Below are 21,418 nucleotides of genomic sequence, written 5' to 3' on the forward strand. Positions count from 1 at the left end.
TATAGAAATTATAATGCTTTCAAATAATATTATTGCCTCAATAACTGATAGTTTTATTGAGGCTTTGCCTTGTTATATCAAGGAAAAATTCTCAATTTTATCTTACAAAAATTGAGTTAATAATAAATTTTTAACCCTTACATATAACTATATAGTTGATTTCCATATAAACAAACATTCTAAATTTGAGTTAAAATTTGAAGCTGCAAGAATTATATCTTAACGCTTTACCTAAATTTTAAATTTATTTAGACTGTCTGATAGCATCACCACTGAATTGCCAAGAATATCAACTCTTTCTTCCAATACTTCTGCATTAATATTTTGCTGTTCAGTTGTCGCTAAAGCCTCTTTCGCATTAGCCGATTCCTTTTTGACTATAATTCTCATGTTATTTGTAGCAATAATGTTTTTATTTTTTTCTCTATTTATATCTTTCATAAAAATCTCTATATTTTTTATTTTAAAATCTATTTTTTCTATACCATCAATTATCTTAATAAATGAATTATTAGCAAAATTAGAAATTTCGTTTGATTCTTTAAATGCATCTTTTGATAAGTTGATAAGCTTAATCGTTAAATTAGCTTTTTCATAAACATTTCTTATAATTTCATATACATTATTGGTCGACATTTTAGATTTATCTGCAAGTTTTCTCACTTCTTCTGCTACAACTGAAAATCCTTTTCCATATTCCCCGGCACGTGCCGCCTCGATACTTGCATTCAATGATAAAAGATTAGTCTGTTGGCTTATACCGTCCATAAGTTCAATTACTCTTTCAATTTCTTTTATACTATCAACAAGAATTTGAATATTATAAAAAATTTCTTCCATAGTCTTATTTTTATCTTCATTTTTAATCTGTTGCTTTTGAATTATTTTTAGTGATTTATCACCAATAATTTTTGTTTCATTAGATATTTCGGTAACATTAGAAACGTTTATAACTATATCATTTATTTTTTGAGATAAATTTTCTACAACCTCCATAGTTTTATCTAATTCTACTGACTGTTCAATTGTTCCATGAGCTATCCCCTCCATAACCTCAGTGATTCCTTTGGATAATTCATGATTTTGTTTAGAAATTTCTTTTATCTCATCTGATTTATTTATTACTACAGATGAGACATTCTTTGTGTCTTCTACTAATTGCCTTATATGCTTAATCATATTGCTAAAACTCTTACTAAGCATAGCTATTTCATCATTTCCAATAGCACTGCTTTTTACTGTTAAATCTCCTTCCTCAGCTTTCTTCATCTTAATCACTACATCTCGTATTGGATTTGAAATTTTATTGGCGACTAATGCACCAAATATACCAGTACCTATCATACATATGATAGCAATAATTATAGTAATCAGTGCTATTATATAGACCTCTTTTAAGATATAACTATTGGGAGTAAAATTAATAAATTTCCAACCATTTTTGCAAGTATTTAAAGTTGTTAATTTATTATCTATTTCAAATATTTCTGAAGATGAATTTAATGTTTTATCCCTAATTTCAGCATCGATCATCGTTCCTACTAGTCCTAAATTATTTGAATAAATTACATTATCATCATCATCCAAGAGCAATATTGTAGAATTACTTCCATAATCTATTCCTTTAAATATATCACCAAAACTTTCAGAATAAATCGACGTAATCATAATTGTATACTTATTTACCTGTTTAACATAATATATTTTTTTAAAATCTCCCTGTATTCCTGTTAACCACATTGATTTAGATTTTGAATTTTTAATTTCATTATTTAGTCCTCTATATAAATTAGTCTTACCATATAAACTCTTTGTTGTTTCAGATACTTTTCCAATAGTAGTTCCATCTTGATATACTAAAGAAAAGTCTGTAAAATCTTTTAATAGCTCTATTGAAAGTAAATACTCCCTAATTCCCCTTTTAGTTTTTTCAATTTCATATGTATCAATATTGCTATTAGACGGATTAAAATTTAAAATTTCCTCATTTGCGAATACCAATGAAGCTGCGTTCTCAATCTCAGATATATAATTATCCAAAATCCTTGTAGTTTGTATACTATAATTATTTGATAATACCCCTATTTTAGATATTAAAATATTTTTATTAACTGAATATGTTAAGATAGATACAATGAATATGGGAATAAATCCAATTAATATATATGTTATTATCAGTTTTCCCTTAATAGTTCTTAGAAAACTTTTTAAATTAATCTTGATACTTTTTAACTTGTTAACTAAACTTTTCATATTGCCTCCATTTCACTAATTAACTAGATATATTGATTAAAATAAAGGAAGATTCATTTTAATAAATTAAAAATAAACCTTCCCTTGTTTTCCTATCATAATAAAAACTATACCAATATTGTTTCTATTTAAGATATTGAAATTTATTAAAATATACTCATCTACCTAGAATTACTGCTGATTTAGATTCGACGGTAATTTCATCATTATAATATATATTCTTTTCAAATAATCTGGAACTTTGTCCATCTAAAAGTATCTGCCATTCTCCTTTTGGCAACCTAAGTTTTATTCTATTTTTTGTACTATTTGAATGAACTCTATCATTTAGCAGTGTAGTACCTTCTTGTGTGAATGCAAGATATTTCCCTCTATATTTAACTTCTATTCCTGAATTTTTATCATATGAAAAATCCTTTATATGAAGTTCATATATTATTGGACACTTATATATCCTTACACCAAATGTATCATTATTCCACCCTTTTGGATTAGTACCCTCAATGTCTAAAATCATACTCCTAATACCATTTACTCCACATGCTGTAGCATAAGGATCCGCACTGATAACCGCACTTCCGTCAACCTCTATTTCATAATCATAATATATTCCATTTAGATTACCACTAATTTCATTAATCCATACACCGCATTCTCCTTTTTCCATAGAATGTACGTCCAATTTCTTTGCACTTTCTTCCTTATCGCTTCCTGTTGCATAAAGTCTAAGTGTAACCTTATTTGCTGTAGGAGCCCATAGTTTAAATATTGTTTTTTCTTTTGAATAATTCACTCCTAAGTCAAGTTTATTATAAACATAATTTTTTATGAACTTTTTTGAATAGAAGTAATTTTTCCACTCTAAAGGGTTTATGATAATCTTCCTCCTTTTTACAATTAAAAACTTTATATTAGTTTATATTTTTACAAACGTCCATAACTTTAAAATTCTTATTTTTTGAACTTTGATACATATTCTATCAAAACACTAAATATTTAAGACTCTATAATTGTTGACGTCATTGGTTCTACTACTACTCCATTCACTATTTCCGATTGAAATCCAAAGTTTATAATAAAACTAATACTTTGTAAATCATTATATCTAGTCAAAATTAAAGTTCTTTCATTAAATCCTTTAATTTTAACTTTACCGCTTTTTAAAACATCAAACTTATTTCTAAGGGCAATCAATTTCTTTATATGTGTATATATTTCTTGATTCCAATTTTCCATATTCCAATCCATACATCCTCTACAATATGGATCATTTTCCCCTTTCATTCCTATTTCATCTCCATAATAAATTAATGGTATCCCTGGTAATATAAATAGAAATGTATAAAATAATTTTTCCTTATTTATTTCGCCATTACAAAAATTATATATTCTTTTAGTATCATGAGAACCAGCCAGATTCACATTATAATCTAAATTCTCCTTATACATCTCCTCAATATTTTTCCATTCATCAATAAATATTTCTGTGGAAATACATTGATCAACGACAGCTTTCTTTATTAAATCCCGTAATGTATAATTTGTTATACCATTAAAGTATTTGGGCACATATACTTTACCATATCCCCAAATTTCACCCAATAAGTATAGCTGGGTCTCTCTTCTTATTCTTTCCAGTAATGAATAATGTATTTCAAAAGGTACATCTAGCCTAATTCCATCAATTCCTTTACCTTCCCAATACTTTATTACTTTAATTATATAATCTTGTACTTCCATATCATTTGTGTTTAACTTAGGCAAAAAAGACGCCCCTCCACAAGCTCTATATGGCGGATTATTTTTTATATCAACAGGATATTCAAATATATCATACCAGCTAGTATATTTAGATTTTTCTTGATTAATTAATATATCTTTAAATGCAAAGAATTCTGTGCTAGTATGATTAAAAACTCCGTCAATAATAATTTTTATGTTTCTTTTATGAGATTCCAATATTAAAGTTTCAAAATCTTGTAATGTACCAAAACAACTATCTATTTTATAATAATCTGAAGTATCGTATTTATGATTTGATAGAGATTGAAATATAGGATTTAAATATATAGTATCCGCACCTAAATCTTTAATGTAGTCTAACTTTTCAATTATCCCTTTTAAATCTCCTCCCATAAAACAGTCTCTATCTACGTCACTTCCCCAAACTTTTACATCCCTTGGATCATTACTTTTATCACCATTGCAAAATCTTTCAGGAAAAATTTGATATATAACGCTTCCTATCATTCTTTAACACCTCCAGACATTATTCCTGATATAAAGCTTTTCTGTCCTGCTATAAAGACTATAAAGACAGGTAATACTGAAGTTACTGTTCCAGCCATTAAGTAAGTCCAAAATGTACCATATTTTCCCGAAAAATTTGCTATTCCAATTTGAACTGTCGTGAATTCTGGCTTATTAGTAACTAAAAGCGGCCATAAGAAATCATTCCATCCAAATAAAAAAGTGAATATTCCTAATGAAGCAATAGCTGGTTTAGAAAGCGGTAAAATCACCCTCCAAAACAGTCTAAATTTACTACATCCATCTATTTCTGCTGCTTCATCTAATTCTTTAGGAATAGTTAAAAAATATTGCCTAAACAAAAATATTCCAAAGGGACTAAATAATCTTGGAATTATAAGCGCTTTGTAAGTATCAAGCCATCCTAATTTCTGAATAATACTATGAAGTGGAATTATTTGCACATAAAAAGGAATCATCATTGTACCTAAAAACATATAAAATAAAACATTCTTTCCTTTAAAGTCTAGTCTCGCAAATGGATACGCTGCCATCGCTGAAATTAATATAGTTCCAATAGTAATGCTTATAGAAACAATCAAACTATTTTTATAATAATCCACAAATGGCGCTGATTGCCAAGCTATCAAATAATTTTTAAATTCAAAAGCATTAGGTATTAAATAGGGAGGATCATAGCTAGCCTTTAATGGTTTTAGTGAAGTTGTAATCATCCATAGAAATGGCATTATCATTATAAATGCACCTAGAAGCATAAATATATATTGCTTTGTAGTTCTTAATTTCTTCATTACATTGCCTCCCCTTTACTGCTAATTTTAAATTGTATGATAGTTGCTATAAATACAAATAAAAATATAACCCAGCCTACTGCAGAAGCGTATCCAATATTCGAAGATGCAAAACCTTCTCTATACATATAAAGTCCTAAAACATCGCTTGCACCCATAGGTCCACCATTTGTCATTACGTAGACTATATCAAATACTTGGAATGAATCAATAAAACACATTATTACAAGTAAAAGAGTTGTAGGTTTCAATAAAGGAACTGTGATAGACTTAAATTTTCTAAAACTAGTAGCTCCATCAATATCTGCAGATTCATATAAGCTTGGTGATATACTTTGCATTGCAGCTAAATATATGATCATGTTATATCCAATTCTCTTCCAAATCCCCACTATTGAGATAGAAATTAACGCCCAAAATGGATTCGTAAGCCATGAAACTGAAGGTAAATGAATAAAGTTCAAAAACTTGTTTACTATCCCCTGAGATGGATCCAACATATACTTCCATACTATTCCAGCTGCAGAAGTTGCGGTTATGACTGGAATAAAATATACTGTTCTAAAAAAAGTTGTAAATTTTAATCCTTTATTTAAAATATTAGCCAAAAATAAAGCAATAATTATACTTCCTATTGTAACTAAAATTGTGTATATTATTGTAATATATAATGAATTATAGAACTCGGTATTTCTCAAAATGTCACTATAATTTCTAAGTCCTATAAATTTCTTATTCATACTAAATCCATCCCACTTAATTAAACTTAAATATAGTGAGTATACTATAGGAATAATGCTAAATAGTACGAATAAAACTAATGCAGGTGTTAAAAACGTATATGATATAACATTCTGCTTGTTTCGTTTTTTCATCATTTCACCTCTATAAAAATTATTGTTTTATATTCGCATTTAATATAAAATATATTGTGAGTGGCTATCCTGCTACAAATAGCCCTCAATATATAAATAAATCTTTAATTGTTTAATGCACTATTAACTGCCTTTTCCGCACTTGATAGTGCATCTTTTACACTTACTTTTCCATAGTAAGCCTTTTCCATACATTTTGCGAATTCTAGCGATGCTGCTGGATACTCAATTATAGATGGTCTTGCATGAGCATATTTTTGTTGTTCTACAAATGGCATAAGCCTTGGCTCAGTTGATTTTATCCAATTTAAGTAGTCAGCATTTTCTGCTACATCTTTTCTTATAGGCATAAAAAATGTCTTTTTATCCCATTCAATTTGTGTTTCTGCACTAGTAATATAAGCAATAAACTTTGCTGCAGCATCATTTTCTTTTTCAGTTTTATTGAAAGCAAATATTTGCTCTCCTCCCATATTAGTTGCATATTGATTATCTGAAGGTACTGGTATCATAGAAGTTCCAAAATCAAATTTTACAGAATCCTTCCATATCCCAGTCATCCATGAACCATCTACTACCATTGCACATTTTCCCTTTGCAAAATCATCCCAAGATCCAACAGGTGAAACCTTTTCATTAATCAGTTTTACTAAAAAGTTTAATGCTTTTTCTCCATTTTCATTATTAAATGCTGCTTTTCCATCTTTAATAAAATCCGCCCCTGTTTGCCATAAGTATGGTTGTAATTGCCATGTTAAACCTTCACCATTATCTCCAACTTGAGTGTAAAACTCAAATCCATAATTAGTTGGATCTTTGCTTATAATTTTTTGTGAATAAAGTTCAAGTTCTTCCCAGGTTTTTGGTGGATTTTCTGGATTTAATCCAGCTTCTTTAAATAAATCTTTATTATAGAATAAAGCTAGATTATTTGTACTAACTGGAAGTGAATACAATTTATTATCCTGTTTTCCATATTCCAAAAGAGATTCATAAAAATTACCTACTTTTATATTATTTTGTTGTATATATTTATCTAATTCAAGAAGCTTTCCTGATGATCTTAACTTTGCCATACCAGATATATCTGCTGCTGCAATACTAGGTACTGTATTAGAAGAAATCGCAGTCTGAAGTTTAGTCATAAGCTGATCACTTGTAACAAAAATTGTTTTAACCTCTATATCTTTATTTTCTGAATTGAACTTATTAACTAATTCATTTATTGCATTTCCATTATTTCCATCCCAATAATGCCAGAATTCAACTACTGTTTTACCTTCTTTTTGAGCAATTTCATTTTTGTTGTTATTACTGCAACCTACAAAACCAACTAGAAGCATAGCACTTAAACTTGAAGCTATTAAGCCCTTTAAAAATTTTTTCATATTTTCCCTCCTAATGTTTTTCGATGTTAAAGATATATTAAATTAATATTCAATTAACATTCATATTTCATCTAGATTTTGTTAGACGTTTACAAATAATTATTTATTCCCCCTATCATTATTATTTAAATAAATCTATAACCTTATAACTATAATTCTATATATTATCATCTCCTTTCTAAAGTATCTTTCCGTAATTAGTCAATACAAACTTAAATTATATATTAAAGATTTTAAAATCTTTAATCCTATTGTTTATAAATTTTCAAACTTACTACTTAGTTGAAGAACGTACATTTATTGAAATTGGAACTCTTATATTTCTTGCATTACTATTTCCTTTATTAACCTTTCTCAGCATTTCATTTCCAACTTCAATTCCAAGTTTATATAAATCAACTTCAACATTAGTTATATTAGGCTCAAGATACTCAACTAATGGATAAGTATCAAAAGTAATAATTCCTATATCTTCTGGTATCCTTCTATTTAATTCCTTGCATTTTTTTAAAATATCATATGCACAAATATTATCAAGACAAATAATTGAATCTGCATTGCTTATTGATTTATCTAAAGTAATGATATCCAATCCTTTTTCATCAATAAATTTCTTATATCCGTTATATCTATCTCTAGCAAAAAGCTTTTCCTCTGTATAACCAGCAAAAGCAATTTTCCTATACCCCCTATTATATAAATATTCTGCTGATAAATATCCGCCATTGACATTATCTACATCAACATTACTTATATCCTTTATTTTTTCTAATTTCCCAATTGAAACTATTGGAAGTTGATATTTTTCTATTTTCTTAAAATAATCTGACATAATTAATCCAGCCGGTAAAATTAATCCATCTACCATTTTTCCATGAAGAATATTCTCTATTGCTAATCTATCATTTCGATATGTATCTTTACCTAACAATAGAAGACTATATCCACCTTCATAAATGCTCTTTTCAACACCTCTAAAAACTTCGTATATAAATGGATTAGCATATACTTTATCCATGGTATTGTCCATTATAATAGCTATCATATATGTTGAATAACTAGCAAGACCACGTGCTAAATTATTAGGGGAATAGTTTAATTCATTCATTGCATCTAAAACTTTCTTTTTGGTTTTATCAGATACTAAAGAACTGTTATTTATAACTCTTGAAATAGTTGTTGTTCCAACTCCAGCTTTTTCTGCTACATCCTTAATTGTCGCCATTTAGTGAATCCTCCTTATTTTTTTGGTAGCGCTACCAATTTTAAAAATAATAAAATCCATAGGTAGCACTACCACTTTTCAAAAATGGTTTACAGGGGTATTGGTAGCGCTACCAATTTTGATTCCACAAATATTTGATAAATCTACCTATCTGTATTTTATAGCATATTTATTATATTGTAAAATTATATTTTTCTTTAAATTTAGGCATCGTCAATCGTTTTCATATATTTTTCTCTCTATGTCTTCTATATTCTATATTTTTTACACCACTTTACAAATAATCAAAAATAATTTTTAAAATACAATAAATTAAACTAAAATAACGCATTGTCCTTGTTAGTTAATTTATATAAGAAAAGTCAATCACTATGGAACAAATGCTATAGCTGCTTATAATTCTGTTACCAGAGTTAACTCCTTTACACTTTCATCAGAAGATAGTTTAAGTTCCTCTATAGCAACTTATACTGCTCAAAATAAAGGTGCTGGTAAAAACTTAAGAATAATTGATGGTTTTAAAAAGAGTACAATAATAATCACTATTTATTCTATTATTACTTCGCTAATCATATTTTTTTACACTGAAGGTATTATGACTTTGTTTGTTTCAGGTTCAGAAAAAGAAGTTATTTCACTTGGCATTCAATATTTAAAGGCAATGTCCATCTTTTATGTGCTTTCAGGCTTTTGTAACATTTTTCAGGGCATGTTTAGAGGAATTGGAAAATTATCTACAACCTTTATAGCAACTACTATGCAGATTTCTATAAGAGTTGGTTTTTCATATCTTCTTGCACCATACTTTGGCTTACCAGGTTTATGCTATGCAACTGCTATTGGCTGGGTTCTAATGATAAGCTACGAAGGTTGGACATGCAGAAAATCCTTTATAAAAATTACAGAGCAAACTGAGTCAAAGAATTATGTTCTAAAATATGGTTCACCTAATTAGTCCTAAAATATACACTTATAATAATTCTTTCTCGTAACAAGCAAACTTGAAATAAATGATGAAATTCAATTATATGCTTTTAACTAATGTTATTAAAAATGACACAGTCGTTAAACCCTGTGTCATTTTATTTACATTATTAAAGTCAATTTCTAATCTTCACTATTTTTCATTACTTCATAAAATTGCTTTGGTGTAATCCCATATTCATTTTTAAATGCTCTAAAAAAATTAGAATAATCACCAAATCCACATTGCTTATATACATCTTTAATTTGCATTTCTTTAAGTATTAATTCCTTTGCTTCAATAAGCTTCTTTTGAATAATGTATCTATGAATTGTTGTTCCTGTATATTTTTTAAATTTCCTTGAAAGATGAAACTTGCTAATATAAAACTCCTTTGCAATATCATCAATTATAATATCTTCATCTATATGATTATTAATATAACCTATTATTTGATCAATTATCTTACTTTTCTTTATCTCAATGTTTCCTACACTTTGAACATTAAAAGCTAAATTATTTATATATATCATTAGCTCAATAATATATACTTTATAAAGTAGTTCATGGCCAACTCCACTATAATTCTCAAGACTAATAATCTTATTTAAAATTAATCTTATACTCTTCTGATCTTCCAAGCTCATTTCCAAGACATTCCTTTTATCATCACTTTCAAAACAAGCTGATAACTCAGTTTTAGATGTTGAAAGCTGTTTTAAAAATTCTTTATCTATCCAAAGTACTATTCTTTCATAAGTATTTTCTCCTGAGTTTATAACAGCTTGGTGAAGTTCTTTGGAATTTATTAATACTAAATTTCCTGGTTTTAAATAATATACTTTACCCTCTATTAAATACTTAACATCGCCAGAAATAAAATAATATAATTCATAAAAGTCATGATGATGAATGTTTACGCTTTTTATATCATCATTTAAATAATGATAAATCTCATAATCATTTTTCAGCATATATTGTCTGCTTTGATATTCATGAGTTCTTTTTTTCACTATTATTACACCTTTCATATTTTTATAAATAAAACCATTAAAAGTTTCTTTAATCTAAGATTATTTTATATGAGCATTTTTTGCAAGTCATATAGCAATAATAACATATTATATTTTTTATATTACTTTTATAATTATAATATAAATATTAGTTGTTTCACAGTTATAGTGCATGTATTTATAATAATTTGAACAAAAATTCGAACTTGTATTAATAAAATAAAATACTTAAATATATTTTTTTGATTTAATTGCAAAAAAAGCTTTAATTTAATTCTTTTTATTTATTAAACAAACCAAATTTATGCTCTATAAATCATTAAAATTTGAAACAAAAATTAATTTAGAACTGGAGGATTAATAATATGAAATTATCATTTAGATGGTATGGAGCTGACGATGCTGTTAAGCTTCAATACATTAGACAAATTCCAAGTATGAATAGTATTGTAACTGCAATTTATGATGTTCCTGTAGGAGAAATATGGAGCAATGAAAGCATACTTAAATTAAAAGCTGAAGTTGAAGGTGTAGGCTTAAATTTTGATGTTATTGAAAGTGTTCCTGTACATGAAGACATAAAGCTTGGCTTACCTACAAGAGACAAATATATTGAAAATTATAAAGAAAACATAAGACGTCTTGCAAAAGCTGGAGTTAAAGTAATTTGTTATAACTTTATGCCTGTATTTGACTGGACTAGAACTCAACTTGATAAAGTTTTAGAAGATGGTTCAACTGCTCTTGTTTATTATAAAGAACAACTTGAAAAAATGGATCCTCTTACTGGTGAATTATCACTTCCAGGCTGGGATTCAAGCTATACAAAGGATCAACTTGCAGATTTATTCAAGCAATATTCAAAAGTTGATGAAGAAGCTTTATGGAGCAACTTAGAATACTTCTTAAAGCAAATTATTCCAGTTGCTGAACAAAATGATATTAAGATGGCAATTCATCCAGATGATCCTCCATATAACATTTTTGGGCTTCCAAGAATAATAACAAATGAAAAGAATTTAGATAGATTCTTAAAGTTAGTTGATAGTAAGTATAATGGACTTACTTTCTGTACAGGTTCTCTTGGATCAGCAAGCTTTAATAATATTGTTGAAATGGTAGATAAATACTCTAGCCAAGGTCGTATTCACTTTATGCATGTTAGAAATGTTAAGCTTCTTGAAGATGGAAGCTTTGAAGAAAGTGCTCACTACTCACCTTGTGGTTCATTAGATATTGTTGAAATTATGAAAGTACTTCATAAAAATAAATTTGATGGATATCTTCGTCCAGACCATGGAAGAATGATTTGGGGAGAAACTGGAAGACCCGGATACGGTTTATATGACCGTGCTTTAGGCGCTATGTATATTGCAGGAATTTGGGAAACTCTAGGAAAAACTAATAAATAAAGGAGAGATTTATAATGAAATTACCTTTTAATGTAGATTTAAATAATAAAGTTGTAGTTGTTACTGGTGGAGCTGGAGTACTTGGAAGTTCTTGGGTTGATGCCTTAGCTGAGTGTGGTGCAAAAGTTGCAATCCTAGATAGAAGCTTAGAAAGTGCAGAAAAAAAAGCAGCTGAAGTTGTAGCTAATGGAAAAACTGCTATAGGCGTTGAAGCTAATGTTCTTGATAAAGCAAGTCTTAAAAAAGCTCATGAAGTTATTTTAGAAAAGTTTGGTCCTTGCGACATTTTAATAAATGGAGCTGGTGGTAACAATCCAAAAGGAACAACTACTAAAGAATATTTATATGAAGAAGATTTAAAGGAAGAAAACAAAGATCTTGTAACTTTCTTCGATCTTGATGAAGATGGAATTAGATTTGTATTTGACTTAAACTTCCTTGGAACTTTACTTCCTTCTCAAGAATTTTCAAGAGATATGATTGGAAGAAAAGGCTGTAGCATTATCAATGTTTCATCAATGAATGCCTTCACTCCACTTACAAAAATACCAGCATACTCAGGTGCAAAATCTGCAGTATCAAACTTCACACAATGGTTAGCAGTTCATATGTCAAAGGTTGGCATAAGAGTTAATGCTATAGCTCCTGGCTTCTTTGTAACAAAACAAAATGAAGCACTTCTTAAAAATGCAGATGGAAGCTATACTGAGCGTTCTCACAAGATTTTAAATGCTACTCCAATGGGAAGATTTGGTGAGGCTGAAGAGCTTATAGGTGCACTTCTATTCTTAGTAAATGAAGATGCCTCAAGCTTTGTAAATGGTATAGTTATACCAATAGATGGTGGTTTCTCAGCTTATTCGGGAGTTTAACCGTACTTACAAAGGAATTCCATTTTATATTTAAAGAGCCATGAAATTCATGGCTCTTTAAATTATTCTATTAAATTTATGAGAGATTAAAAGTGCTAAAATCTATTTCTAAATTATCATAAATATTAACTTTAACCTTATCATTAAAAGTATACATGTCAGGCATATCATAACCTTTATCATTTAAAGCATATACTAATATATTTTTCTTTATAGGATTAACAATCCAATATTCTTTTACTTTAAATTGTTCATAGAGGTTTAGTTTTTTTACGTAATCATCTCTTGAATTAGATGGAGATACAACTTCAACAATCATATCAGGAGAACCAGTACAACCATTATCAGTTAATTTATTTTTATCACATATAACTGATATATCTGGTTGAACTATATTCTTACTATTGCCTACTTCTTCTTCTTCATTTTTTAATACAACATCAAAAGGAGCTGCGTAAACTTTACATGGACCATTATTTAATCTAATGCAATTTCTTAATTCACTTAAGATTTCGGTTATTATTTCTTGATGTATTCTACTTGGAGCTGGTGACATTGCAGATATTCTCCCATCAATAATTTCTACTATTGTATCTTCAGGAAATTTTAAATAATCATCATAAGTATATATTTTATTATCTATTGGATTCATAGCCATTAATATCACATCCTTTAACTATTTAAAAATTCTTGCACATTCTTATTCTTTAACAATGTAGTGTTATTTTCACCAGTTTGGAAAGTTTAATTATCTAAAATTAGTTTATCACAATATTGACAGAGTAACTATAGATTTATGTGAAGTTTATCTGACTTTCTTCTTTAAAAGAATTAGCTGAAAAAATTCATTTTTTATTTCTTTTCTATAACATTCAATTCTGTATTAATAACAGTTAATAATTCTTTTGGTATATTAAATCTTGATCTCTTAGACATACTATCTATAGTCATTAACCCCATCATAACTTTAAATTGTTGACTTTCAGCTATATCTCCAAAATATTTAATAAATACAGCTTTTGCTTCATTATTTTTATAAAGCTCTTCAATTGTATCAAAGGTTGAATAATACCCTTCTTTAATTGCCACTTCTTGTACATTTGATAAATCGAATTTTTGGAACCAGTTAGTTACATGTGTTTGTTCTTCTGGTTTTTTAAGTACATAGCTTTCATCAGCTTCCTTAACATGCTTTAAAATCATTTCATCAATATAAGTATTTCCTGCTTCATCAAAAGCTTCTGCCTTAATTTTATTTTCTCCTAAAGTCAACTTAACGGCTTCAAATTTTTTCATTGGTTCACTGCTATTGATTTCACTTACAAATTCATCATTAACATAAAGTTTAATATGCTTAATATTTGAAAGCACCACTATATCATTCATTTCTTCATGTCTGTTTACAAATCTACTGCCAGCTAACTTAACAAAATGTTCCTTTGACCAATAAGCTTTGCATAAATAAAATGAATCCTTTTTAAGCTTTCTATCTATAGTCACTAAGCCTTTTTGATTTCTTCCCTTTTCTCCACCTTCATTTCTTATTTCACTTCCAAAATCGAACATAGCCCATACATATCCACCTAAAATAAATGATCTTTCATTGAAAGTTTTAAGAGCATTATTTTGGAACAATAATTGATATTCTTCTGTATAATCTTTTACCGTTGGATTATATGAGTGAAGCTTTGGATTAGTATCAACTCCATATTCTGTAACCATAACTGGTGTATTAGGCCTTACTTTATGGAATTCATCTAATCTTGTTCCTAACTCCTGCATTTCTTTATAATACCAACCATAATATAAGTTATATCCTACAAAATCAGTTAATTCGTTTAATGGACTTTCATTAGCTACAGAATGAATATTAGCTTGTGCAATAAATCTGTTTGAATCTAAATTTTTAGCTATCACTGCAAGTTCTTTTACCATTTCATATATTTGTTCATTTTCTATTGCTATTGTAATTTCATTTTGAACTCCCCAGCAATAAATTGAACTATGATTATAGGCCTGCTTAATTAATCTTTCTAGTTGTTCCTTAGCATTAGTATTATCCTTATCTGAAGTAGTTGGAACACTTATAAATGGAATTTCAGCCCAAACTAATATACCTTCACGGTCGCAAAGACTATAAAAATAATCATTATGTTGATAATGAGCAAGTCTTACAGTATTTGCACCTATTTCTTTAATAATTGACATATCTAAATCCATATGTTCTTTAGTTAAAGCATTACCTATGCCTGCAAAATCCTGATGACGGCTTACACCATTAAACTTAATAGCTTTTCCATTTAAAAATACACCTTTATCTGGAGTAATTTCAACTATTCTAAAGCCAATATCTATGCTTCGTTTATCACATATTACTCCTTCACAATATAATTCAGCTTCAAATTTATAAAGATAAGGATTTTCTATTCCTTGCCATAACTCAAGGTTATTTATCTCTTCTATTAATTCAAATTCTGCTTCCTTTGAGACCTCAAGATTAATTGTTTTGTTAAATGTAATATTTTCTTCTTTATCTAATAATTTAAATTCAACTTTAGAAGCTTTAACTTCTGTTAATTCATTTATAATTTTTCCATTTATCTTTAATTCAAACTTATCTTCCCCAATTCCCTTTTGAGTTAAATATATGCCATCTCTACTATTTTCTAATAAGTCAAAGTGAAGAGCTTCTAACATTATAAGTTTAACTTCTCGATATATACCTCCGTAAAATGAGAAATCAGCCATAAGAGGATAAACATCATCATGACGACTATTATCCACAGTAATTGAAATAAGGTTTTCTCCACATCTCAAGAAAGAAGTAATATGAGCCCTAAACATTGAAAATCCACATTTACTTTCCCCTGCTAATTTCCCATTAACATATACTTTAGCTACAAGACTTGCTGCTCCTATTTCAATAAATATAAATTTCTCCAGATCTTCCTCTGTTATATTTAGTTTTCTTTGATAACAGCATTCTCCTTTGAACATACCATCTCCACTTTGTCCATCCACAGCATTAAAACAATGTGGTAAATTAACATTATCGCCTTTATCTATTTCTTTATCTATATAAACTTGGCTATTTTCTTTTGTAAATAACCAGTTATCATTTAAATCTATTGTTTTCATAACTTTTCCTCCACATATATGAAATTATAAATTCAACCACCACTAAAAAAGTGGTGGTTTAAATTAAGCTTATTTATATAAAAGCTAAGGTATCTAGTCAATAAAGCTCAAATTTGCCAATTATCATACCTAAAGCATTTACTATTGATTTTCTGTATTTTGTTCTAATTCATAAGCTTCTTTATCTGCTTTTCTGAAGAATGGATACCATACTAACGTTGATAAACCTACAAGTACAACTTGTAATACAGCTATTTTCCAGCTTCCTTCTATAAAACCAGTAACTACTATTGGTATTCCACTCATACCTGATATTCCTGCAACTCTTGGAACTATTCCTATTGCTGTTAGAAAATAAGCAATAGTTAAGTTAATTGCATTCATAAACACAAATGGTATTACAAATTTGAAATTAAAAACAAGAGGTGTACCAAACACTAATGGTTCGCTAATTCCAAAAAGAGCTGGTATTGTTGTTAGCTTTCCTAAAGTTTTATATTGTTTACTTTTAGCTGCAAATAACATCAGTAATGCAAATCCAATGGCACTAGCAGACATTGTATACGTACTCACAAACGCTCTACCTGTTATATTAGGAAGAGCCTCCCCTGCTGAATATGCTGCTAATTGTGCAGCATCCATTGCTGTAAATATTGGAAGTACAACTGAATAAATAACCAATGTTCCATGAATACCAAAAAACCATAATACTTGTGCAAATGTCCATAAAATTATTATTGATACAATATTTCCACCAACACCTTGTAGTGGAGTTTGAACAAAGTTATATATAAATTGATGCATAGTTTTAAATGAAGTTGCTCCAAAAAGAGCTGCCACAGTCATAAATATGATAATAGATACAAAACCAGGTATTAAACTGCTAAAACTATTAGATACAACTGGTGGTACCGTTGAAGGCATCTTAATAGTGATCCCTTTTTGCTTAATATATATGTATACTCTAGTTGATACTATAGCAATAATCATAGCTGAAAATATACCAGGTGCCCCTAACCAGTACATAGAGAGTGTAGTTCCTCCCTTATCTGTAGTAAACGGCGTTACTATGAAAAAACAAACCAAAGCTAATAGTGATGGCACTGTTCCATCTTCTTTATACTGCTTTGCATAACTGCTTGCTATAGTCACTCCAAAAACTACAGCTAAAAAATTTGTTGAAAACATTATAGCTGCATTTAATGCATATGCAATTCCTGTTGCCGCAATAAAACTTTTCCACGCTGGAATTGGCACGTTTAAAAACAATGCAGCAAATGCACCAAAAAGTGTTACTGGCATAGCTACCATCATTCCCCCAGAAATACCATTAGCTAATTTACTTTTTTGAATTTTATTTAATACTGGGGATATTTTCTTAGATATAGCTTTTGCATCAAAATTTGACATAATAATTCCTCCTCAATAAATATTTATCCTAATTTTTCTCAATTAATCTAATAATGCAAGTGCATCTTTTAATACTTTTTCACCATTAAGTGTTCCGTAATCCATCATATCTATTACTGCTACTTTAATTCCCTTAGGTTCATATTGCTCTTTCATCTCATCTGCTAAATATTCAATTTGTGGCCCTAAAAGTAAAACTTCTGTTGGTTCCTCATATTCTTCAAATTTTGATTCTGACATAGCAATAATTTTTGCTTCAATCCCTTGTTTTTCTGCACTTTCTTGCATTCTAGCCATTAAGATGCTTGTTGACATACCTGCTGCACATACTAAAGTTATATATCTCATTTTTTCGTCCTCCTAAAACTTTTTTATTTATATTTTATTTTCATTTGATAACTAAATTTATTTTTCATTAATAATTATTTTCTAAACTCCTCATACATTGAAACCATTTCTTTTGCTAAATCTCTTACGGTCATAGCATTCATTAAATGATCCTGAGCATGTATCATTAATAAACTAATTTGTACTCCTTCTCCACCTGCTTCTTTTTGAATTAAGCTAGTTTGAAAATTATGGGCTTTATTTAAAGCATCATTTGCTTCCTTTATTTTTTCTTTTGCTAATTCTAAATCTCCTGCCTTAGCTGCTTTAATAGCTTCCATGGATTTACTTCTTGCATTTCCTCCGTTTACGACTAATTCCATGACTACTTGATCCATTGATAATTCTTCCATGTCTTCACCTTCTATTTCAATTATTTGATTTGCATCTTACTAATATATAAAGCAACTTTCGTGCCAAAGCAAAAAAACTTTTAAAAAAGCTACATATTATTTTCAAGCTTGTATTTTAGCCGATTTAACTTAACAAAAAAAAGCTTTCAAAAAGTAATTTATGTGCTTTACTTTTCGAAAACTTTCTAAAGCACATTGATAATGTGCTTTATTTTTTTCTCCCCTTCATAGTAAACAGATTCATAAGATAACATATTTCATCATCAGAAATATAAATTGTATACTTGGTATTTAATCTTGAACATTCACTTTTTATTATCCTATATAACTCTGAATTTTCTTTTATATATAAGTCTGTATTTTTATATGCATCTATTTGGCCGTCACCACATAATCTATCAATCATTACTGCCATATGAAGAGTTATACCAATGATTGTATTTGAAGTTAGCTTAATATTTAACACTTTAGTAACAGTTGTAGTAAATCTCTTTATATCATTAAGAACTACCCTTCCTTCAACGTTTTTCAACTGATGTTCCAAAGTTTCTTCCATCTTGGCATAAACTTTTTCCCTATTTATTAAATCCTGTATATTTTCTATACAATTTCCCTCAATAACATCATCTAAGTTATATTGCAAATAATCAATCTCCAGCTCAAAAGGACTAACCAAACAAATTATTTCGTATTTATTTGACAATTTATCCAGTTTTCTGTATACGCTTTCTTTTCCTATAAAATTAATAGGTACAATTTCTAGAAAATTATTTTCAAATTTCAAGGTTCTTTCTAGTAATATCTTCATTGTTTTAGCACTGCCTTCACCTGTAGTACATATTGTTACAATTGCTAATTTTCTTTCTTCAGGTGTTTCTGGAATATAATCTAATACATTATTATCATATAGATTATTTACCTCTAAGGTGTCTCTATATATTTCATCTAAAGTATATCCAATCATAGCTTTTCTAGTTGCTTCAATGCAATGTAAAGTACTCACTAGTGGAATTGTCCTTGTCTTTAATTTAAATTCCTTTTCTATTTCTTTTCCAAAGGTTAATAAAGAACCCATATCTACTAAAAACAAAATATCTGCTTTAATTTTATTTTCTCTAATATACTCCTTGGTCTTTTCTAATATAACTTTAGGTTTCTCTTCTATTGGTGCATTTATCCCTTTTGTATATTGTGTACCCAAAAGCCCATTTACCGCATTGGCCATACATGTAGCCGTTCCTTCGCCATGAGCAATTATTATTACTTTTACATTATCCTGTATGTTTTTAATTTTTTTATTATTGTAAATTAGAAACATAGTAATAAATCCTGCTTCATCAATAGGAACTTCTATATCTATTGACTCTTCTATTATCTTTAAGGCATCTATTGCAATGTTAAATTCTCTACTATAATCTTTTCTTATTTTATTTAAATTAGGATTTTCTATTTTCTTGTTTCTTTTAATTCTATCTATAGAATTACTTATGTGAACTGCTAACCCATAATATATCTGTTTTTCAAGCTCATGTTGTAATTCTGCTTCACAAAATTTAATTACTTTTTTTATCATAGTCATAATATATGGTTCTATAATATTCTCTAAATTTGTTGAATGTACATTGTTATGAAATTTAATCATATAATTTTTGAAATATTCGTCTATATCACTTTCCATTTCTTCTTCAAATTGTTTGCCTTCTATTCCTTTTGCTTTAAGGTCTCTTGTTTTTGCATCTAGCATTTCATAAATATTAGACTCATATTCACTTTCTTCAAAAATCATTTGCTTTTCATCTTTATCAAAGATACAATACCTATTGTTTATATCAATTAGCTTATTCCATAGTTGTCTATGCTCAACTTCTTTATATAAACCTTCTCTAATATATGATTGTAATTCTAAGCTGCTTATTCTTATTTCATCTTTTCTATTGGAAAGAAACTCCGCATATGCCTTAGCACAGGTAAGCTGAATATCAGATCTCAACTGGCCTATATTATTAGGACAATCATAAGATAAAAAAGCTTTCAATGAATTTACTGAAACTTTAATACTCTTTCCTAAACGCCCAGACTCTTCTATCATAAATTGCTTTATAAGACTAAATCTTTCTTCCATTCCTCTATTTCGTAAAGATGGTATATTTATAACCATTGGGATTCTTCTAGTGAAAGTTTGAAGTAAAGTTGTGTTAGGATCTTCAGTTGTTGCTGTTATTATAAGTACCTTTGCACTTCTTTCACTATCAGTTTCTCCAAGTCTTCTGTATACTCCTCTGTCCATGAAAGTAAAAAACATTTCCTGTCCTTCTGCTGGCAGTCTATGAACTTCATCAAGAAATAAGATTCCACCATCAGCTTTTTCTAAAAGACCTACTCTATCAAAATCAGCACCTGTATATGCTCCCTTTTTTATCCCAAACAATTGTCCAAGCAATAATTGAGGATTGTTTGCATAATCAGCACAATTAAAAGTTACAAATGGACTATCTTTAGACTTTACCTTCATTTCAATTGCATACTTATAAATTAAACCTGCAAAAGTAGACTTCCCAACACCAGTCTCTCCCAGCAACAATATATTCATACCATTAGGTGGATATAATATAGCAGCCTTAGCCTGTTCTATTGCTGTATATAAACTAGGATTAGCTTCTGAGAATTGATTTATAATAGGTATTCCAGCTTCTTCTTTTTCATCATCAGAAACAGCAATAAATAAGGTTGGTTTTCCTTTTATCTTAATAGCTAGGCCTTGATTCACCAACTTATTTAAATCATTGCTTACATTACCTCTGATAAGGTTTAACTCTTCAGCAATTTCCGTTGCAGAACATCCATTGGGATTTGTATTCAATTTTTCTTTAAGCTTCATGAGAATTAATTCAATTCTTTTCATAAATAAAAATCCTCTTTCTTAGTATTACTATAATTTTAAGTATATCATAATTATATGAATACTAAATATGTTATTCTTGCTATGTAACTTGCAAAAACAGCTTATTCGATCACTCTAGATTTAATTGCTAATATCAGCAATATTTGATTTTAAAAAATTACCAC

17 protein-coding genes are annotated in these 21,418 nt (G+C 28.5%); 3 read left to right on the forward strand and 14 right to left on the reverse strand.

Features of this window, described 5'->3' with window-relative positions:
• Nucleotides 1-231: 231 nt before the first annotated feature.
• The 7 genes from GXK56_RS05295 to GXK56_RS05325 all read right to left on the reverse strand — a co-directional run bounded on the left by GXK56_RS05295 (nucleotide 232) and on the right by GXK56_RS05325 (nucleotide 8,803).
• Entirely contained in the window at nucleotides 232-2,253 is a 2,022-nt protein-coding gene (locus GXK56_RS05295; RefSeq protein WP_160685873.1) for a methyl-accepting chemotaxis protein, read from the reverse strand.
• Nucleotides 2,254-2,410: 157 nt separating this feature from the next.
• Complete coding sequence (locus GXK56_RS05300; protein ID WP_160685875.1) at nucleotides 2,411-3,046, reverse strand: hypothetical protein; 636 nt, start codon at nucleotides 3,044-3,046, stop codon at nucleotides 2,411-2,413.
• A 203-nt stretch (nucleotides 3,047-3,249) separates the two neighbouring features.
• Nucleotides 3,250-4,503 (reverse strand): glycoside hydrolase family 13 protein, encoded by a 1,254-nt coding sequence (locus GXK56_RS05305; protein ID WP_160685877.1) that lies wholly within the window; start codon nucleotides 4,501-4,503, stop codon nucleotides 3,250-3,252.
• Nucleotides 4,500-5,315 (reverse strand): carbohydrate ABC transporter permease, encoded by an 816-nt coding sequence (locus tag GXK56_RS05310; protein ID WP_160685879.1) that lies wholly within the window; start codon nucleotides 5,313-5,315, stop codon nucleotides 4,500-4,502. Before GXK56_RS05310 ends, GXK56_RS05305 begins: the two co-directional genes overlap by 4 nt.
• Nucleotides 5,315-6,055 (reverse strand): sugar ABC transporter permease, encoded by a 741-nt coding sequence (locus tag GXK56_RS05315; protein ID WP_160685881.1) that lies wholly within the window; start codon nucleotides 6,053-6,055, stop codon nucleotides 5,315-5,317. Before GXK56_RS05315 ends, GXK56_RS05310 begins: the two co-directional genes overlap by 1 nt.
• A 239-nt stretch (nucleotides 6,056-6,294) precedes the next feature.
• Nucleotides 6,295-7,578, reverse strand: coding sequence for an ABC transporter substrate-binding protein (locus GXK56_RS05320; RefSeq protein WP_160685883.1), 1,284 nt, complete (start codon nucleotides 7,576-7,578; stop codon nucleotides 6,295-6,297).
• A gap of 274 nt (nucleotides 7,579-7,852) precedes the next feature.
• Nucleotides 7,853-8,803: a LacI family DNA-binding transcriptional regulator gene (locus GXK56_RS05325; RefSeq protein ID WP_160685885.1), complete on the reverse strand. Its 951-nt coding sequence runs from the start codon at nucleotides 8,801-8,803 to the stop codon at nucleotides 7,853-7,855.
• A gap of 352 nt (nucleotides 8,804-9,155) precedes the next feature.
• On the opposite strand from GXK56_RS05325, the gene GXK56_RS05330 reads away from it, so the two are divergent.
• The gene (locus tag GXK56_RS05330) at nucleotides 9,156-9,758 is read left to right on the forward strand and encodes an MATE family efflux transporter (protein WP_279283083.1); all 603 of its coding nucleotides are present in this window, start codon (nucleotides 9,156-9,158) and stop codon (nucleotides 9,756-9,758) included.
• Nucleotides 9,759-9,910: 152 nt separating this feature from the next.
• Here GXK56_RS05330 and GXK56_RS05335 read toward each other — a convergent pair whose 3' ends face one another.
• Nucleotides 9,911-10,780 carry an AraC family transcriptional regulator gene (locus tag GXK56_RS05335; protein ID WP_160685887.1) on the reverse strand — a complete coding sequence of 290 codons (870 nt, stop codon included), beginning with the start codon at nucleotides 10,778-10,780 and terminating at the stop codon, nucleotides 9,911-9,913.
• A 365-nt stretch (nucleotides 10,781-11,145) separates the two neighbouring features.
• Between GXK56_RS05335 and uxuA the strand changes: the two genes are divergently transcribed.
• Nucleotides 11,146-12,192 (forward strand): mannonate dehydratase, encoded by a 1,047-nt coding sequence (uxuA, locus tag GXK56_RS05340; protein WP_160685889.1) that lies wholly within the window; start codon nucleotides 11,146-11,148, stop codon nucleotides 12,190-12,192.
• Between the two features lie 14 nt (nucleotides 12,193-12,206).
• A complete protein-coding gene (locus tag GXK56_RS05345; RefSeq protein WP_160685891.1) occupies nucleotides 12,207-13,064 on the forward strand; it encodes an SDR family oxidoreductase in 858 nt (285 codons plus the stop codon).
• 76 nt (nucleotides 13,065-13,140) lie between these two features.
• On the opposite strand, the gene GXK56_RS05350 is transcribed toward GXK56_RS05345, so the two are convergent.
• The 6 genes from GXK56_RS05350 to GXK56_RS05375 all read right to left on the reverse strand — a co-directional run bounded on the left by GXK56_RS05350 (nucleotide 13,141) and on the right by GXK56_RS05375 (nucleotide 21,254).
• Entirely contained in the window at nucleotides 13,141-13,722 is a 582-nt protein-coding gene (locus tag GXK56_RS05350; RefSeq protein WP_160685893.1) for a Uma2 family endonuclease, read from the reverse strand.
• Between the two features lie 194 nt (nucleotides 13,723-13,916).
• On the reverse strand, nucleotides 13,917-16,202 hold the full coding sequence (locus tag GXK56_RS05355) for a glycoside hydrolase family 2 TIM barrel-domain containing protein (protein ID WP_160685895.1): 2,286 nt from the start codon (nucleotides 16,200-16,202) through the stop codon (nucleotides 13,917-13,919).
• 141 nt (nucleotides 16,203-16,343) lie between these two features.
• Complete coding sequence (locus GXK56_RS05360) at nucleotides 16,344-17,612, reverse strand: PTS transporter subunit EIIC (protein WP_160685897.1); 1,269 nt, start codon at nucleotides 17,610-17,612, stop codon at nucleotides 16,344-16,346.
• A 42-nt stretch (nucleotides 17,613-17,654) separates the two neighbouring features.
• On the reverse strand, nucleotides 17,655-17,960 hold the full coding sequence (locus GXK56_RS05365; protein WP_160685899.1) for a PTS sugar transporter subunit IIB: 306 nt from the start codon (nucleotides 17,958-17,960) through the stop codon (nucleotides 17,655-17,657).
• Between the two features lie 74 nt (nucleotides 17,961-18,034).
• On the reverse strand, nucleotides 18,035-18,352 hold the full coding sequence (locus tag GXK56_RS05370) for a PTS lactose/cellobiose transporter subunit IIA (RefSeq protein WP_160685901.1): 318 nt from the start codon (nucleotides 18,350-18,352) through the stop codon (nucleotides 18,035-18,037).
• A gap of 208 nt (nucleotides 18,353-18,560) precedes the next feature.
• Nucleotides 18,561-21,254: a sigma-54-dependent transcriptional regulator gene (locus GXK56_RS05375; protein WP_160685903.1), complete on the reverse strand. Its 2,694-nt coding sequence runs from the start codon at nucleotides 21,252-21,254 to the stop codon at nucleotides 18,561-18,563.
• Nucleotides 21,255-21,418: the final 164 nt, after the last annotated feature.

Source organism: Clostridium sp. C2-6-12, assembly GCF_009928485.1.
Classification (GTDB): domain Bacteria; phylum Bacillota; class Clostridia; order Clostridiales; family Clostridiaceae; genus Clostridium.

Bases quoted from the DNA above. Each gene is read 5' to 3' on its own strand.
- GXK56_RS05295 (WP_160685873.1), bottom strand. From the start codon at position 2,253: ATGAAAAGTTTAGTTAACAAGTTAAAAAGTATCAAGATTAATTTAAAA.
- GXK56_RS05305 (WP_160685877.1), bottom strand. From the start codon at position 4,503: ATGATAGGAAGCGTTATATATCAAATTTTTCCTGAAAGATTTTGCAAT.
- GXK56_RS05310 (WP_160685879.1), bottom strand. From the start codon at position 5,315: ATGAAGAAATTAAGAACTACAAAGCAATATATATTTATGCTTCTAGGT.
- GXK56_RS05315 (WP_160685881.1), bottom strand. From the start codon at position 6,055: ATGAATAAGAAATTTATAGGACTTAGAAATTATAGTGACATTTTGAGA.
- GXK56_RS05320 (WP_160685883.1), bottom strand. From the start codon at position 7,578: ATGAAAAAATTTTTAAAGGGCTTAATAGCTTCAAGTTTAAGTGCTATG.
- GXK56_RS05325 (WP_160685885.1), bottom strand. From the start codon at position 8,803: ATGGCGACAATTAAGGATGTAGCAGAAAAAGCTGGAGTTGGAACAACA.
- uxuA (WP_160685889.1), top strand. From the start codon at position 11,146: ATGAAATTATCATTTAGATGGTATGGAGCTGACGATGCTGTTAAGCTT.
- GXK56_RS05345 (WP_160685891.1), top strand. From the start codon at position 12,207: ATGAAATTACCTTTTAATGTAGATTTAAATAATAAAGTTGTAGTTGTT.
- GXK56_RS05350 (WP_160685893.1), bottom strand. From the start codon at position 13,722: ATGGCTATGAATCCAATAGATAATAAAATATATACTTATGATGATTAT.
- GXK56_RS05355 (WP_160685895.1), bottom strand. From the start codon at position 16,202: ATGAAAACAATAGATTTAAATGATAACTGGTTATTTACAAAAGAAAAT.
- GXK56_RS05360 (WP_160685897.1), bottom strand. From the start codon at position 17,612: ATGTCAAATTTTGATGCAAAAGCTATATCTAAGAAAATATCCCCAGTA.
- GXK56_RS05365 (WP_160685899.1), bottom strand. From the start codon at position 17,960: ATGAGATATATAACTTTAGTATGTGCAGCAGGTATGTCAACAAGCATC.
- GXK56_RS05370 (WP_160685901.1), bottom strand. From the start codon at position 18,352: ATGGAAGAATTATCAATGGATCAAGTAGTCATGGAATTAGTCGTAAAC.
- GXK56_RS05375 (WP_160685903.1), bottom strand. From the start codon at position 21,254: ATGAAAAGAATTGAATTAATTCTCATGAAGCTTAAAGAAAAATTGAAT.